This window comes from Pontibacter pamirensis (assembly GCF_010015475.1).
In the GTDB taxonomy this organism is placed as follows: Bacteria; Bacteroidota; Bacteroidia; order Cytophagales; family Hymenobacteraceae; genus Pontibacter; species Pontibacter pamirensis.
The window spans coordinates 123,867-137,607 of record NZ_SSNI01000007.1; the positions used below are offsets into that span (position 1 = coordinate 123,867).

Genomic DNA, 13,741 nt, shown 5'->3' on the forward strand with positions numbered 1-13,741 from the left:
CATCAGAAGAGGCTCTCACTCATTGTAGAGTTGAAAGATTAGATGTTGTGAACACTAACGACAACATGAGCCAGGATGGAAAAGCAGAGGTGGCCCTATTAGAAGAAAAATACCATGGAAGAGCAAGAGGAAAAGCAGAAACTATCTGCTGATGAATATATAAAAGAGAAAAGTGATTTCCTGCGGGGAACCATCAGAGAGAGTTTGAGCAACCCGCTGACGGGGGCGCTGGATCCTGATGATGTAAAGCTGATCAAGTACCATGGTTCTTACCAGCAGTATGACCGGGACTTGGACAGTGAGCGGAAAAGGCAAAAACTGGAGCCTTTATACCAGTTCATGGTCAGGGTGAGAGTGCCGGGAGGTATTACCACACCGGAGCAGTGGGTTGCGCTGGATGCGCTTTCCAACACGTATGGCGATGGCACCATGAAGCTGACCACCAGGCAGTCCTTCCAGTTTCACGGTATATTAAAACGCAACCTGAAGCCGGGTATCAAGGCGATAAACGACACCCTGCTAAGCACCATAGCAACCTGCGGAGACGTCAACAGGAATGTGATGTGCAATCCTAACCCGTACCAGTCGCAAATACACGAGGAGGTGTATCGTATTGCTGCACACATAAGCGAATACTTTACGCCCAAAACAACTGCCTACCATGAAATATGGCTGGACCAGGAAAAGATAAGCGGAACTCCGGACAGAGAGCCTTTATACGGCGAAACATACCTGCCCCGCAAATTCAAGATTGCCATAGCCATTCCCCCAAGAAACGACATTGATACTTTTGCCAATGATTTGGGCCTGATCGCTATCGAGGAGAACAACGAGCTACTGGGTTTCAATGTCTGTGTGGGCGGTGGCCTGGGCAGCACGTTTGGAGACCTAACTACCTATGCGCGTTTGGCAGATGTGATAGGATATGTGCCGAAAGATAAGATAGTTGAAGTAGCAGAAACCGTTATCGCTATACAGCGTGACTACGGCAACCGCGCAAACAGGAGGAACTCCAGGCTAAAGTACACTATCGACAAGAGAGGCCTGGAGTGGTTTGCAGAGGAGCTGAATTCCCGTTTGGGCTGGGAAATTGAGAGCCCACGGCCCTACCACTTCGAAGCAAACGGAGACAAATACGGCTGGCAGAAAGGAACCAACGGCAAATGGTTCTATACCCTGTTCGTGGAAAACGGAAGAGTGAAAGATGAGAAAGGCTACGAGCTCAAAAAAGCATTGCGGGAAGTGGCCCTCATCCTGGAGGGAGACATGCGCCTTACTGGAAACCAGAACCTGATTATCGGGAATGTAGAAGAAAAGGACAAGGACGCGATTGAAGTTATCCTAGCGCAGCATGGTGTACTGAACAACCCGAAGCTAACAGGTCTACGGCTAAGTTCTATGGCCTGCGTTGCTCTGAACACCTGCAGCCTCGCCTTCGCGGAATCAGAACGCTACTTGCCTTCCCTCATCGATAAACTAGATGTTTTGTTGACACGGCATGGCCTTGAAACAGATGAAATTACTATCCGGATGACGGGGTGCCCGAATGGCTGTGGCCGTTCGCCTTTGGGTGAAATTGGGTTAGTAGGCCGTGCCATCGGCAGGTATAACCTTTACCTGGGCGCCAGCCATAACGGAGACAGGCTAAATACCTTGTACAAAGAAATGCTTTCCGAAGAGGCTATCATAGAAGTCCTCGACCCGCTCTTTTTGGCCTATGCGCAGGAAAGAGAGAAGGAAGAACATTTCGGTGACTTTGTTGTCAGAAAAGGAATAGTGGAAGTGACTGACCGGCCAGTTAGGGTATTGAGCTTAAGCGAGAAAGAATAAGAGGTCGTGTTTTATAGGGGAAGTTCCAAGTATAGCAGCCAAGACGGCCATTCTCCAATGCAACAGCGCAGGTCTTCAAACTTTTGTCTATAAACGAAGGGGCTGTCCAGATATGCTGGACGGCCCCTTTGAATGTAAGCAGTACGGAGAAAGAAATTATGGTTCTACTTCATGCACGTTGGTTATAAAGTACTTCCCGGAGTTGATGCCTGCTACCAGGTCATGAACGGATTTTGACTGAAACACCTTCAGCAGGTGGTCGCGGTAAGCTTTTATGTCGTTGTGCAGGGGGCAGGGGTGGTTGTCAGAGCACTGCTTCATGCCCATGCCGCACTTCTTGAAGGCCTCCAGGCCGTCGATGGTGCGCACTACTTCCAGAATGCTGATCTCACGAGCTGGTCTGTGTAAGAAGAAGCCCCCTCCAGGGCCCTTCATGGAAGCAATTACGCCCTTACGCACCAGGTCCTGCAGTATCTTGCCCATAAAATGAGCAGGCAGCTCCAATTCTCTGGCTATTTCTTTTATTCCTACTTTATGACCCGCCGCATCGTTCATACCAATGTACACGATGGCGCGCAGGGCATATTCGGCTGTTTTCGATAACATGGTAGGTGCTTCTTTTCATTTAATACTGATACAAAGGTATTACTTCTTATTCAGTTGTTGTAAACCTTCTTCTGTGATCATATCCGGCGACCACATGGGCGACCAAACCAGTTCCACCTTCACCTCCAGGTTCGGGAAGCGTTTGAGCAGAATCTGTTCTGTGGCTGTTACAATAGTGCTACCCATCGGGCAGCCAGACGTGGTCAGGGTAAGCTCCACTGTGAGCTGGTCCTCCTCCAGGCTTACACTATAAACAAGCCCGAGGTCCACAATGTTTATTCCAACTTCAGGGTCAATAATATACTTCAACGTTTCGAATACCTCCTGGCCAAGGTCAGGTGCTTGCGTTTCCATAGGTAAAGGGTTTTAAGTTATGTGCTTTGTGCAGGAGCAGCTGGAACACATTTATCATGTACAGGGTAGCTGTAACGGTGAAACCAATTGCCCCCGCCAATATAATTTCCTGCTGTTGCAGTAATACGCCACCCATCAGCAGCGCGAGGCCAAGCAGATAACTGATGTTCTGCCAGCGCAGCAAATTCTGGCTGTAAAGGTCTTTCGGGAGCGGAGTCTTAAAGCGCCCCACGTGGTCTTCATAAGCATGCATCCAGACGATGAATGGCAGGGTCTTATAAGTTTGCCCCAGTATAAGCGCGGTAATGAAGCCCAGGAAAACTGTAATGCCATACACCAGGTAGACGGACGACATAAGAGCTTGTGGCAGGTCCAGGTTAGCGCTCACCACGAGCACCAGCACCAGAGGCAATGCAAGCAGCCCTAAGGCTACAAATGTCTGCTTCATGCCCAGGTCCACATCCTTTCGCAGCATCGTCTGCTTCGCCTCCTGCACATACAGCAGGAAGAGCACTACACCTCCTGCCACCAGCGCAGCACAGAGTGTCAGCAGCCCCAGCCGCAAAACCATATGGTCGAACACGAACAGCACCAGCCCGCCGTTGATCAGGTTATAGGACCAGTTGAGCTTTTTAGTGCTGTGCACATGCGCCAGCAGGAACATCGGAATCAGTTTGGCCCCCACGCCGATAATGAGCAGCAGGAACCAGCCAGCCATGCCCATGTGCGCGTGCAGCTTCAGGTAATGCATATGATCCTCGGGCAGAAAAGGCATGGAGAAGTTAACAGCCATCAGCAGGCCTACCAAGCCTGTTATCAGGAGCCAGATAGCGGAAGTCACAATAAAATCAGCCTCTATTGTCCACCTCGGTGCTTTTCTGGCGGTCTGGATCACATTCATATTAAACAACAGGAAAGAAACAAATAGGCAACAGGCCGCCAAATGCATCACCCAGCCCACTTCAAAATTCCAAAAAGCGTAGGCCAGCAGAATAGTGCCAGTGCCCAACAGTCCAAATGTATAAAGGGCGAGCCGCTCAGAATACAACCGCCCCTCCAGCACCACGGGCAGCAGTTGGTACAGCGCTCCGAAGATGATCATGGTGGCCCAACCCAACACTGCCACATGCGTTAGCGTTAGCAGTTTAGGATGGAAATAGTGTCCACTAAAGGCATCGGTGGAGAAGAGTAGCAGCACGCTCAGCGCTATAAAAGCCAGGGCAGCAAAAGCATAATGCGGCAGCACGACCCATTTGCCCGGTGAGTTGGAGGTGGTGGCAGCGTTCATGGCTATGTTTGTTTATAGATAATCAGGTGCACCTCTTCAGGAGCAATCGCCTTGCTGGCAAGTACAAAGCCACGCTCCTCCAGTCTTGGTAACAGAAACTGCGGTACCCGCCTGTGCGTCACGTAAAGGACTTCGCCGGATGGCAATTGCTCCAGCTCATTCAGAATGGTGACCATTGGCTGGGGCATCTCCAGATGGCGCACATCTACGTGCTTCAGCACAACATCAAACTGTGTCAGTAGCTCCTCAAAAGTTTTCTCCGTGGCTACACTTTCCCTGATGGCAGTTTCTGCCTTTGCCTCCCTTTCTTCTCCTTTTGGCCAGAAGTAGGAATGCACCAGGTCCGGTCCTCTCACTTCCGAGTAACAGGCATACCCTCTCCGGGCCAGAATAGAAATAAGGGGCGTTGGTTCGAAGGTGTTCACCAGCAGCAACACATTTGTGCCGTCCAGCTCTTCCACCGTGCACATAATCTTCAGGAAGGGACATGGCCCGAAGAGATATCATCGCGCACATCCAGCGTCAGGATATTTGCCGGCGACAGTTGCGCCAGGAAAGCAGGCTTGGACGCGGCTGCTGCTTCTGCCGGGCTTACGTACGCATGCCCGGAACTGATATGCGTAAAGCCAAGCGGTGCCAGTCTTTTATAAAAATTCTCTTCTGTGCACCCGCCAATGCGGGCGGCGTCGGCGATGGTTACCCGCGAGGCCAGTAGCTTTTGAAGCAGCGGGTTGCGCAACTTCTCGAAGTGTCGGTTTATGGAAGCAATGGCTTCCACGGCATTCGGGTTGGCTTTTATTAAAGCCGATATTTTGGTGTTGGCTGCTATGTCCATGGTTACCCGGCTTTGGGTTTTGAGGTCCAGAATTCAGGGGTGAAGGTATCGGGCTTCACCGTGTGCCGGTGCTCAAGCAGCTTGCCTGTTATCTCCAGGTCGTCAGCATGCACCACCGCCTGCAGGTACGGAAACAGCTCGCGCTCTTCCCAGCGGATGTGATCTACCAGGTCCTTTTCCAGCACTTTAAACAAGTCTTTGTTCATCGGGCTTCCTTCTTCTACCAGTGCTATTAGGGCCTGCAGCAGCCTGTGCTCCTCTTCCAGCCGCATCCGCTCTGTGCTATCTTCCGGCAGCAGCCTGCGCAGCACCCATTCCTCCTCTTCGCAGTGAGGCTTCAGGATGTTTTCCCAGAAATAGTGCACGTATGCGCGCATCAATTCCAGGTCAGTACCGTTTCGGAGCCCTTGCCGCAATTTCCAGCAGAACTGTAACCCGAAGTGGTGCTCCCTCGACAGCGGCACCAGGCTCTTATCTCTTTTTTGGGGTGTGGTGGTCTTTTTCATGGCTTTAATGGTTTTTGTCTGAATCAGGATTTGCTGAATTTTTAAGATTGGCAGGATGATGTGAAGGAGAACATGATACTTTAAAAACTCCCCTCCTTACATTAGCCGAAACAAGAGTTTTAAGCTAACGAGCATAGCCTTAAGGGACAATTGACTGGTCATGCTTTCATCAAATCCTGTTCATCTTAATCATCCTGCATTTTCTGATTCAGACGTATTTTACTTCAATACTTCTTTCTCCAGCTCCAGCGCTTTCGGGAACAGGAGGTTATTCTCCAGGTGGATGTGGCGGTGCAGGTCTGCCTCAAATTCCTGCAGCTTTTTAAAAGCAACTGTGTAGGTTGCACAGGCATCCGCTGGCAGTGTATAATTGTTGGTCAATTCACGGATAGCTTCCAACTCGCCGCCGGCCGCTTCGTGCTCCGTTTCCATCATGTTGATCGGGTTCTGGATAGTGCCAAAGGGTGGTCTGTCCAGCTGTATACCCTGCTTCTTCGCCTCATCCAGTTGTTTGATGAAAGGAAACAGCACCCGCTCCTCCTTCGGCATGTGCGCCTCCAGTTCGTTTGCCACGTTCACGAAGTGCTTCGCCACCTCCAGCAGCTCCGGATGCTGCTTGCCGTGCACGCGGGCAATTTTGGTGGTATACTCATAGAGCGCCGGAATGGCCTCGCGCACATACTTGTGGTGCATGTTCACGATGTAGTCTGCCAGGAAGGGAAGCTCCCAGCTACCGTAGTCTGTTTCGCGGGTCTCCGCTGCCGTGGAGGCATTCAGTTCTTTTTCCAGTGTCTCCTGGTCTATGCCTTTTTCCTCGCAGGCCTGAGCCACCGACTTTTTACCGCCGCAGCAGAAATCGATGCCATACTTCTTGAACACCTGCGCCTTCCTAAAATCTTTGGCCACTAGTTCGCCTACCGTCTCGCCTTCTTCCTGTGTCAGTTTGGAGATTTTCACTTCCCACACGGCAGGCCCCTGCTCCAGGTACTCCCATTTAAAGATGTTGCCGCGCTCGCCCAGCAGCTGGTAGTAGAGCGGTTTCGGGTCGTGGTCGTTGTGAATGATAAAAGCTTCGCCGCCCTTCAGGTTGTCAAACCGCTCGAAGATGGTGGGGTGCTTCAGACGTGGCTCAATGATAGTTACGTCCAGGATTTCTATGTTTTCTGTGGCTTCCATGTGTATAAGTTTTTATGTGTCAGGAATGAATCAACACTATAAAGGTAAAAAATTGACACCAGAATAAAAGAGTATAAAGTCTTCTATTAAAATAATCCTCGTCATTCTTTCATGGTGCTAACCATATCGCGACAGAGATATACATTGACACAGCCCTACTTAAAACAGAGAGCCAGAGGTGATTTTGTTTTACTTGGATTTGTTTAACAGCTATATATGAAAACACAGCCTCTCATTAGGGTGCTTTTACTTTGCTGCTGATACCAGATGAATTGCCTGTTGTTTTATCAAAGGCTTGCCTTCCTCGGCTGCAGGTTCCTTTCCAGACTTTAACTGACTCATAAAAAGCAAGCCTAAACCGATGGGCATCGGAATGCTGAAGAGGAGCATCAGCAGGTTGAAAGAGGGTATAAAAGGAAGCCTCAGCCACAGGAGCGTACCTTGCAGGAACATCAGCAGTTCAGTGCTGAAAAAGCCAAGCAGCAGCAATACCAAGCCAAATTTCCCGTATTTGCCCAGGCGGTAAATCCCCAGCTGCAGCATTGTACCAAGCAGGAAGAGCGATACAAAGCCAATGAGCGACAGGTGCAGGTACCCAATGATAAAATAGCGCACACGGTACGCCAAGTCTGCCAAAGCAGGCAAGGCAGAAACAGCCTGCAACGCCAGCTTCACTACGAAAAAGAACATGGCCAGCCCCACCAGCAACTGTACCCACGGCTTCAGCAGGGCCATTACCTGCTGGCGCACCTGCCAGAGCAGCTTCAGCAACAGGTACAGCGCCATGAGCTGCATCAGTCCGGCAGCCCCTCCTATCCAGTACACCACAGTTGCAGGCTTCGCCCAGAGCACGGACAACGCCACGGCAGGCACGCAGGCCACGGCTAAAAGCCAGAAGGCGTTTATGGCTAGTTTCTTTGAGTAAGCAATGTGATGATGCTCCAGGAACCAGAACAGCATACCCAGCACGGCAAACGTAAACCAGCCATTGTACTGGAAATGGAGGTAAAAGTAGATGGCTGAATAATACGCGACGCCACCGGAATTACCCGCCGCCATAATAGGTCCTATAGCCCAGGGGCCTATAGAAGAGAGCACCAGGAACAGCAGACTGGCACCAAGGTATTGCAAGGCGGTGCGGTGCTTCTGCTGCAACGCTTTCTGCTGGTTTGCCTGCTTCCAGAAGGTATAGGCAAACCAGTAGCTCAGCAGGATGTGTGTAGTAGAAAAGACAATAGAAAGCAGCGCGTACCCTTGTACCGGAAAGCTTAGCATCATCCCCACCACCGACACTTGCGTCAGGAAGAACTGCCGTTTGAAAGACTTCCGATCTTTGTCTGTTTGGGGCGGAAACATATAGAGCAGCACCGCGAAAAAAGCACAGTAGAGCCAGCCCAGCAGCGCCACATGCGAGTGCCCATGCAACACATATTTATAGTTGACGCCAACTATAGGATTCACTATCAGCCAACGGAGCAACAGCCCCATGGCAGCAACCAGCGCAAAATAGCCCAGGGCTACGTTGGCCCTGATTTTTGCCACTGTAAAATGCCGGCTTACCTTTGTCTCTTCTTCCTGTAACAGCATCGTCTCCTTTTTTGCGGTGCCCTCTGTCGCTTCAAGCAGCCATTCTATACCTGGCTGAACATTACCCGGCACTACACAAAAATACGCGAACGCTCTGCCGCATAAAATGATAATTATCACCCCGCTACATGCTATGAAGGAGTTGCAGGGAAATTGCGCCAGCGCCAGCATACGACAAATTAACTAATGATTTTTATCATTTTTAGGGTTGACAGTACTCATTCTAATGATGCGAAGTGTCTCCTACCTTGGTGGCTGAAACACATGCTACTAAACCTGCTTTATGCCCAACTAAGCAAAACAACATACTTGAAACGGCATAGAACTTACATCATAAACAAAGCTGACATGTCATACAAAACAAACCCAGGAATTACATCAGGTATTGGGTGAAGTAACAAACCTTCCCCTCCGAAAAGGGAAAATTTACTCTTGCAGGAACTCCCCTTCTCGGAGGGGCAGGAGTGGGTTCTTTCGCTTTACCAACAACCCGGGCTACTTAAAAAGACACAGCAGCACCACAAATAAATTTTCCAATCATACTATTAACGTAATGCAACAGACCACATTACACACCTTCCATTTGCCAGTTATGGGGCTGGCATTTTCTATTGATTCACCCCTTAAAGTGGCGCAATACGGTATTTCTTCAGTGTTGTCGCTCAGTGATGATGCCCTGCTGGAGCAGATGCGGGAATATTATAGCGGCATCTATCAAAAGCCTTTTGTGCCTATCTCACCCAAGGAAGAAGACTACCGCGCCAGTCGCGTAACTGCTTACCTGGACCTGCTGGATGCAGTGGTAAAAGAGCAGATTGCCCAAATAAAAGAGGAGCAGTTTGAGCCAGGCACCAAGCTCACCAAATACTTCACACTCCTGCCGGACAGTTCCCCGGTAAGAGGGCTGTACCTGCAGATGCTGGAAGAAGAGGACCCGGCGCTAAAGCAGGAACTGCAACGTACGCTCCGCGATGCTATTGTGCCGGGAGGCATCGATGTGAACATCATGACCAAACTGGACAGGATAAACTACGGCACCAATGGAGAGCCGCTGCCGCAGGAGTTCTCTGATGCGCTGTCCGCTTTCCGTGGCTTTGCCAGGAGTACGGTGCAGTCGGCGGTGGTATTTTCTGCGGGCATGAACATGCGCCTCTTCAGCTACATCGAACAGTTCCCCGAATTTATTCCGGACAACGACGGCAACATAAGCAAGAAAATCATCATCAAGGTAAGTGACTACCGCTCTGCCCTTGTGCAGGGAAAAATCATGGCGAAAAAAGGGCTTTGGGTTTCTGAGTTCCGGATAGAGTCTGGCCTGAACTGCGGCGGCCATGCGTTTGCGACCGATGGTTTCCTACTGGGTCCGATTCTGGAGGAGTTCAAGCAAAACCGGGAGGCTTTGCAGGTAGAACTGTATAGTCTGTTCTGCTCCGCACTCGCCAGCAAAGGCACACACGTACCCCGCACAGTGCCAACCATTCGCATTACCGTACAGGGCGGCATTGGCACCGGAGAAGAGCATGAGTTTTTGATGAAGCACTATGATGTGCATGCTACCGGATGGGGCACCCCCTTCCTTTTAGTGCCCGAAGCCACTACCGTAGATGAGGACACACTGCAGAAACTTTCAAAAGCGGGAGCCGGCGATCTGTTTCTCAGCCCGATTTCTCCCCTGGGCGTGCCTTTTAATTCATTGCGTGGCACCAGCAGCGAAGAACTAAAGAACCTTCGCATTGAAAAGGGCAAGCCCGGTAGTCCGTGTGCAAAGAAACACCTGGTGTCGAACAGCGATTATACAAAGGAACCGCTCTGCACGGCATCCCGCCAGTACCAGCGCCGGAAGTTGGAGGAGTTAGCAGCCCAGGGCCTGTCGCAGGACGACTACAAGGCGGAGGAAGCAAGGGTACTGGTAAAAGAGTGCCTCTGCGAGGGCCTGGCAAATACAGCTTTGCTGGTAGCCGGCATCAATAAAAAAGCCAGTAGCAAAGCCGTAGCAATTTGCCCAGGCCCTAACCTGGCGTTCTTTTCCGGTGTTTTTACACTGCAGCAGATGGTAGACCATATCTACGGCCGCTTCAACGCCCTGAACCAGACATACCGCCCGCACATGTTCATCAACGAACTGAAGATGTATGTGGAATACTGGCAAAACAAAAAGGCGGAGCAACTGGATACGCTCACCCCAAAACAGCAAAAATACCTGCAGAGCTTTTGGCTGGAACTGCGGAAAGGTATAAGCTATTATAAGCAACTGGCCCCGATTATATTTATCGGAGACCTGGAGAAAGAGGTGATGTTCATGGATGAGCTATTGGAGGCAGAAGACCAGCTGATAGCCTCTAAACTGGAGCACCATACTGCCATATGAGCAAAATCAGGCCTATTCAGGAAGTAAGTATCCATTAAAAAAAAGAGCGCAGGACATAAGTCCTGCGCTCTTTAAACAAACCAAACCTCTTTATTACCTGCCAAAGCAGCACATTTAATACTAAAGATCTCTCCTTGAGAAAATTCTTCTGGCGCCCAGTACGGGTAATAACACCCAGGCCAGCAGCAACAAAAAAGACAAACCTACGCCCCACAGACTCCCGAAGTCAGCAGCACCGACAGCCACCATGTCACCAAAGGCAACACACGCGCCATGGTAAACCTCACTTACATGTTTTAACCCTCTCATGCAATTCTATTATCAACCATAAACGATGTTACCATGCAATACAGAAAACTCTGGCTGGGATTTCTAGCTGTTATTATCGGCTCCTTCGCCGTACTCGGGTACTACAGGTCTGAAATCTACCGGGAGGCCCCTCCAATCCCCAAGCAAGTCGTGACCACCTCCGGTAAAGTGCTGTTTATACAAGAGGACATCCAGGACGGCCAGAATGTATGGCAATCCATTGGTGGGCAGGAATTAGGCTCTATCTGGGGCCACGGTGCCTACGTTGCGCCCGACTGGAGTGCTGAGTGGCTGCACAAGGAAGCAGTTTTCTTCCTGGATAGCTGGGCACAGCAGGAAAAAGGCGTGACGCATGATGAACTGGACGAAGAGCTGCAGGCCATGCTGCAGGCCCGCCTGCAGAAGCAGATCCGCGCCAACACCTATAACCCGGAGACAGGGGTGCTGACCATCTCCGACCTTCGTGCACAAGCCATCGCCGACGTAAGCCGGCACTACACCGCGCTCTTTATGGATGACCCGGCGCTGGCTGAATACCGCGATGCCTACGCCATGGCTGACAATACAGTGAAGGATCCGGAGCGCATGCGCAAACTGAATGCCTTCTTCTTCTGGACTTCCTGGGCCTGTGTAACCGAGCGTCCCGGCAAGGCCATCACGTACACCAACAACTGGCCCGCCGAAAAGCTGGTGGCCAACGAGCCAAGCAGCGACCTTATCATCTGGACAGGCTTCAGTGTGATTATACTCATAGCCGGTGTCGGTATGCTGGCTTACTACTATGCCTCCAACCGGGAGGAAGGCGTGGATAAATCCAATTTACCGAAGCAGAACCCGCTGCTGGGCCTCAAAGCAACACCCTCTATGAAGGCCACGCTGAAGTACTTCTGGATTGTAACGGCCCTGATTGTGGTGCAGGTAACGCTAGGAGTAGTCACAGCGCACTATGGCGTAGAAGGCCAGGCACTGTATGGCTTCCCACTCGCTGATTATATGCCTTACTCTATCACAAGAACCTGGCACGTGCAGCTAGCTATCTTTTGGATTGCCACTTCCTGGCTGGCCACCGGTCTATACATCGCCCCTGCCGTATCGGGTCACGAGCCGAAGTTCCAGAAGCTGGGGGTTAACTTCCTGTTCATCTGCCTGCTTGTGATTGTGGCGGGTTCTCTTGCCGGGCAGTGGTACGGTGTGATGCAGAAGCTGGGCTACACCGAGAACTTCTGGTTCGGCCACCAAGGCTATGAATATGTGGACCTGGGCCGCTTCTGGCAGATATTCCTGCTGGTGGGGCTCTTCCTGTGGCTGGGTTTGATGATACGCGCTATCATGCCTGCCTTCCGAAACGATGTGGAGGGCCGCCATTTGCTGGGCATGTTCCTGATTTCGTCGGCTGCTATTGCTATCTTCTACGCCTCCGGGCTGATGTGGGGACAGCACACCAACCTGGCAATAGCCGAGTACTGGCGCTGGTGGGTGGTGCACCTGTGGGTAGAAGGCTTCTTTGAAGTGTTTGCCACCGTAGTGATTGCGTTCCTGTTCGTGCGCATGGGCTTGCTGAAAACGCAAATGGCTACTGCCACGGTGCTGTTCTCCACTATCATCTTTTTGTTTGGCGGCATCATCGGTACGTTCCATCACCTGTACTTTAGCGGCACGCCTACTTCGGTGATGGCGCTGGGCGCTACCTTTAGTGCCTTGGAAGTAGTGCCACTGGTGCTCATCGGTTTTGAGGCCTACCATAACCTGGAGATCAGCCGCTCTACCCAATGGATCAAAGCATATAAATGGCCCATCTACTGCTTTATTGCCGTTGCTTTCTGGAACCTGGTGGGCGCTGGTGTATTCGGTTTCGTGATTAACCCTCCCATTGCACTCTATTATATGCAGGGGCTTAACACCACGCCGGTTCACGCACATACGGCTCTGTTCGGAGTATATGGCGTGCTGGGTATTGGCTTGATGCTGTTCGTGCTCAAAGGCCTGTCTGCTCGCAGGCGCTGGAAAGACGGTGTGATCAGCTTCGCGTTCTGGTCCATTAACATCGGCCTGATGCTGATGGTGACTATCAGTGTGCTGCCCATCGGATTGATGCAGACTTGGGCAAGTGTGGAGTATGGCCTGTGGTATGCCCGCTCTATGGAGTTCATGCAAACCGACACCATGGAAACCCTGCGCTGGATGCGCGTGATTGGGGACACCATTTTCGCGGGTGGAGTTGTAGCCTTAGCCTGGTTTGTAATCGGCTTGAAGACAGGCTGGTCTCTGGAGGAGGATGAGGATGTGGCACCGGAGAGCTATCCGAGCGTAAAACCTAAAGAAAGCCTGAAATAAGCATTCGCTACTCAGGTTTATCTTCAGCAACAACAGCATTGTTGCCTGATTCTGAAACCCCTTAAAGAGTAATGATAGCTGATAATATATAGCTTTCCTTTAAAGGGAGGGAATATCCAAAAAGGTAAACAACACCTCCTGAGAGCTGAATATTTGAAATTGCCCCGTAGGGGGTATAGATACATTTGAAACAAAAAGAGGCTGTTCCGACTTTTCGGACAGCCTCTTTCTTTTGTCCTCTCCTCACCCACACTTTCACGGCAGGTGCCTCCACTCCGAATACGACAACGGCAGAAGGCGGAGCAAAACCTCGATTATTTTGTATTAATTAAATAATAAAAAGAATTACTTCAGCTTTACTACTCCATTCCTTCACATCACTAGTCCTATCTCATAAAAGCTACAATACAATTTTTAGTTTGACACAACAGCTGCTACTATAAAAGAAAATTATAACTCATTTGCTTATTTAAGTTTTCCTTTGAGGCATTATTACAGCCCGGTTATATTTAAATAATTACACTATATCACCCTATATAATAATAACA

Annotated in this window: 12 protein-coding genes; 3 read left to right on the forward strand and 9 right to left on the reverse strand. The window is 50.5% G+C overall.

The window, feature by feature from the left end; all coding sequences use genetic code 11:
* Positions 1-114 precede the first annotated feature (114 nt).
* Positions 115-1,830, forward strand: a complete 1,716-nt coding sequence (locus E1919_RS08510) for an NADPH-dependent assimilatory sulfite reductase hemoprotein subunit (protein WP_162052927.1) — start codon at positions 115-117, stop codon at positions 1,828-1,830.
* Positions 1,831-1,986: 156 nt separating this feature from the next.
* Here E1919_RS08510 and E1919_RS08515 read toward each other — a convergent pair whose 3' ends face one another.
* From E1919_RS08515 to E1919_RS08545, 8 genes are all read right to left on the reverse strand, one after another.
* Positions 1,987-2,436, reverse strand: coding sequence for an RrF2 family transcriptional regulator (locus E1919_RS08515; protein ID WP_162052928.1), 450 nt, complete (start codon positions 2,434-2,436; stop codon positions 1,987-1,989).
* 39 nt (positions 2,437-2,475) lie between these two features.
* The gene (locus tag E1919_RS08520; RefSeq protein ID WP_162052929.1) at positions 2,476-2,790 is read right to left on the reverse strand and encodes a metal-sulfur cluster assembly factor; all 315 of its coding nucleotides are present in this window, start codon (positions 2,788-2,790) and stop codon (positions 2,476-2,478) included.
* The gene (locus E1919_RS08525; RefSeq protein ID WP_162052930.1) at positions 2,771-4,078 is read right to left on the reverse strand and encodes a hypothetical protein; all 1,308 of its coding nucleotides are present in this window, start codon (positions 4,076-4,078) and stop codon (positions 2,771-2,773) included. The genes E1919_RS08520 and E1919_RS08525 overlap by 20 nt, the downstream gene beginning before the upstream one ends.
* Before the next feature lie 2 nt (positions 4,079-4,080).
* Complete coding sequence (locus E1919_RS27555; protein WP_237144172.1) at positions 4,081-4,548, reverse strand: DUF2249 domain-containing protein; 468 nt, start codon at positions 4,546-4,548, stop codon at positions 4,081-4,083.
* Positions 4,549-4,553: 5 nt separating this feature from the next.
* Positions 4,554-4,913 carry a DUF1858 domain-containing protein gene (locus tag E1919_RS27560; RefSeq protein ID WP_237144174.1) on the reverse strand — a complete coding sequence of 120 codons (360 nt, stop codon included), beginning with the start codon at positions 4,911-4,913 and terminating at the stop codon, positions 4,554-4,556.
* Between the two features lie 2 nt (positions 4,914-4,915).
* Positions 4,916-5,419 carry a hemerythrin domain-containing protein gene (locus tag E1919_RS08535; protein ID WP_162052931.1) on the reverse strand — a complete coding sequence of 168 codons (504 nt, stop codon included), beginning with the start codon at positions 5,417-5,419 and terminating at the stop codon, positions 4,916-4,918.
* Between the two features lie 219 nt (positions 5,420-5,638).
* Positions 5,639-6,595, reverse strand: a complete 957-nt coding sequence (gene ric, locus E1919_RS08540; protein WP_162052932.1) for an iron-sulfur cluster repair di-iron protein — start codon at positions 6,593-6,595, stop codon at positions 5,639-5,641.
* Positions 6,596-6,841: 246 nt separating this feature from the next.
* The gene (locus E1919_RS08545) at positions 6,842-8,302 is read right to left on the reverse strand and encodes a hypothetical protein (protein WP_162052933.1); all 1,461 of its coding nucleotides are present in this window, start codon (positions 8,300-8,302) and stop codon (positions 6,842-6,844) included.
* Positions 8,303-8,735: 433 nt separating this feature from the next.
* On the opposite strand from E1919_RS08545, the gene E1919_RS08550 reads away from it, so the two are divergent.
* The gene (locus tag E1919_RS08550; protein ID WP_162052934.1) at positions 8,736-10,550 is read left to right on the forward strand and encodes a hypothetical protein; all 1,815 of its coding nucleotides are present in this window, start codon (positions 8,736-8,738) and stop codon (positions 10,548-10,550) included.
* Between the two features lie 120 nt (positions 10,551-10,670).
* Here E1919_RS08550 and E1919_RS27330 read toward each other — a convergent pair whose 3' ends face one another.
* On the reverse strand, positions 10,671-10,859 hold the full coding sequence (locus E1919_RS27330) for a hypothetical protein (protein ID WP_202915880.1): 189 nt from the start codon (positions 10,857-10,859) through the stop codon (positions 10,671-10,673).
* Between the two features lie 33 nt (positions 10,860-10,892).
* On the opposite strand from E1919_RS27330, the gene E1919_RS08560 reads away from it, so the two are divergent.
* The gene (locus E1919_RS08560; RefSeq protein ID WP_162052935.1) at positions 10,893-13,193 is read left to right on the forward strand and encodes a nitric-oxide reductase large subunit; all 2,301 of its coding nucleotides are present in this window, start codon (positions 10,893-10,895) and stop codon (positions 13,191-13,193) included.
* Positions 13,194-13,741: the final 548 nt, after the last annotated feature.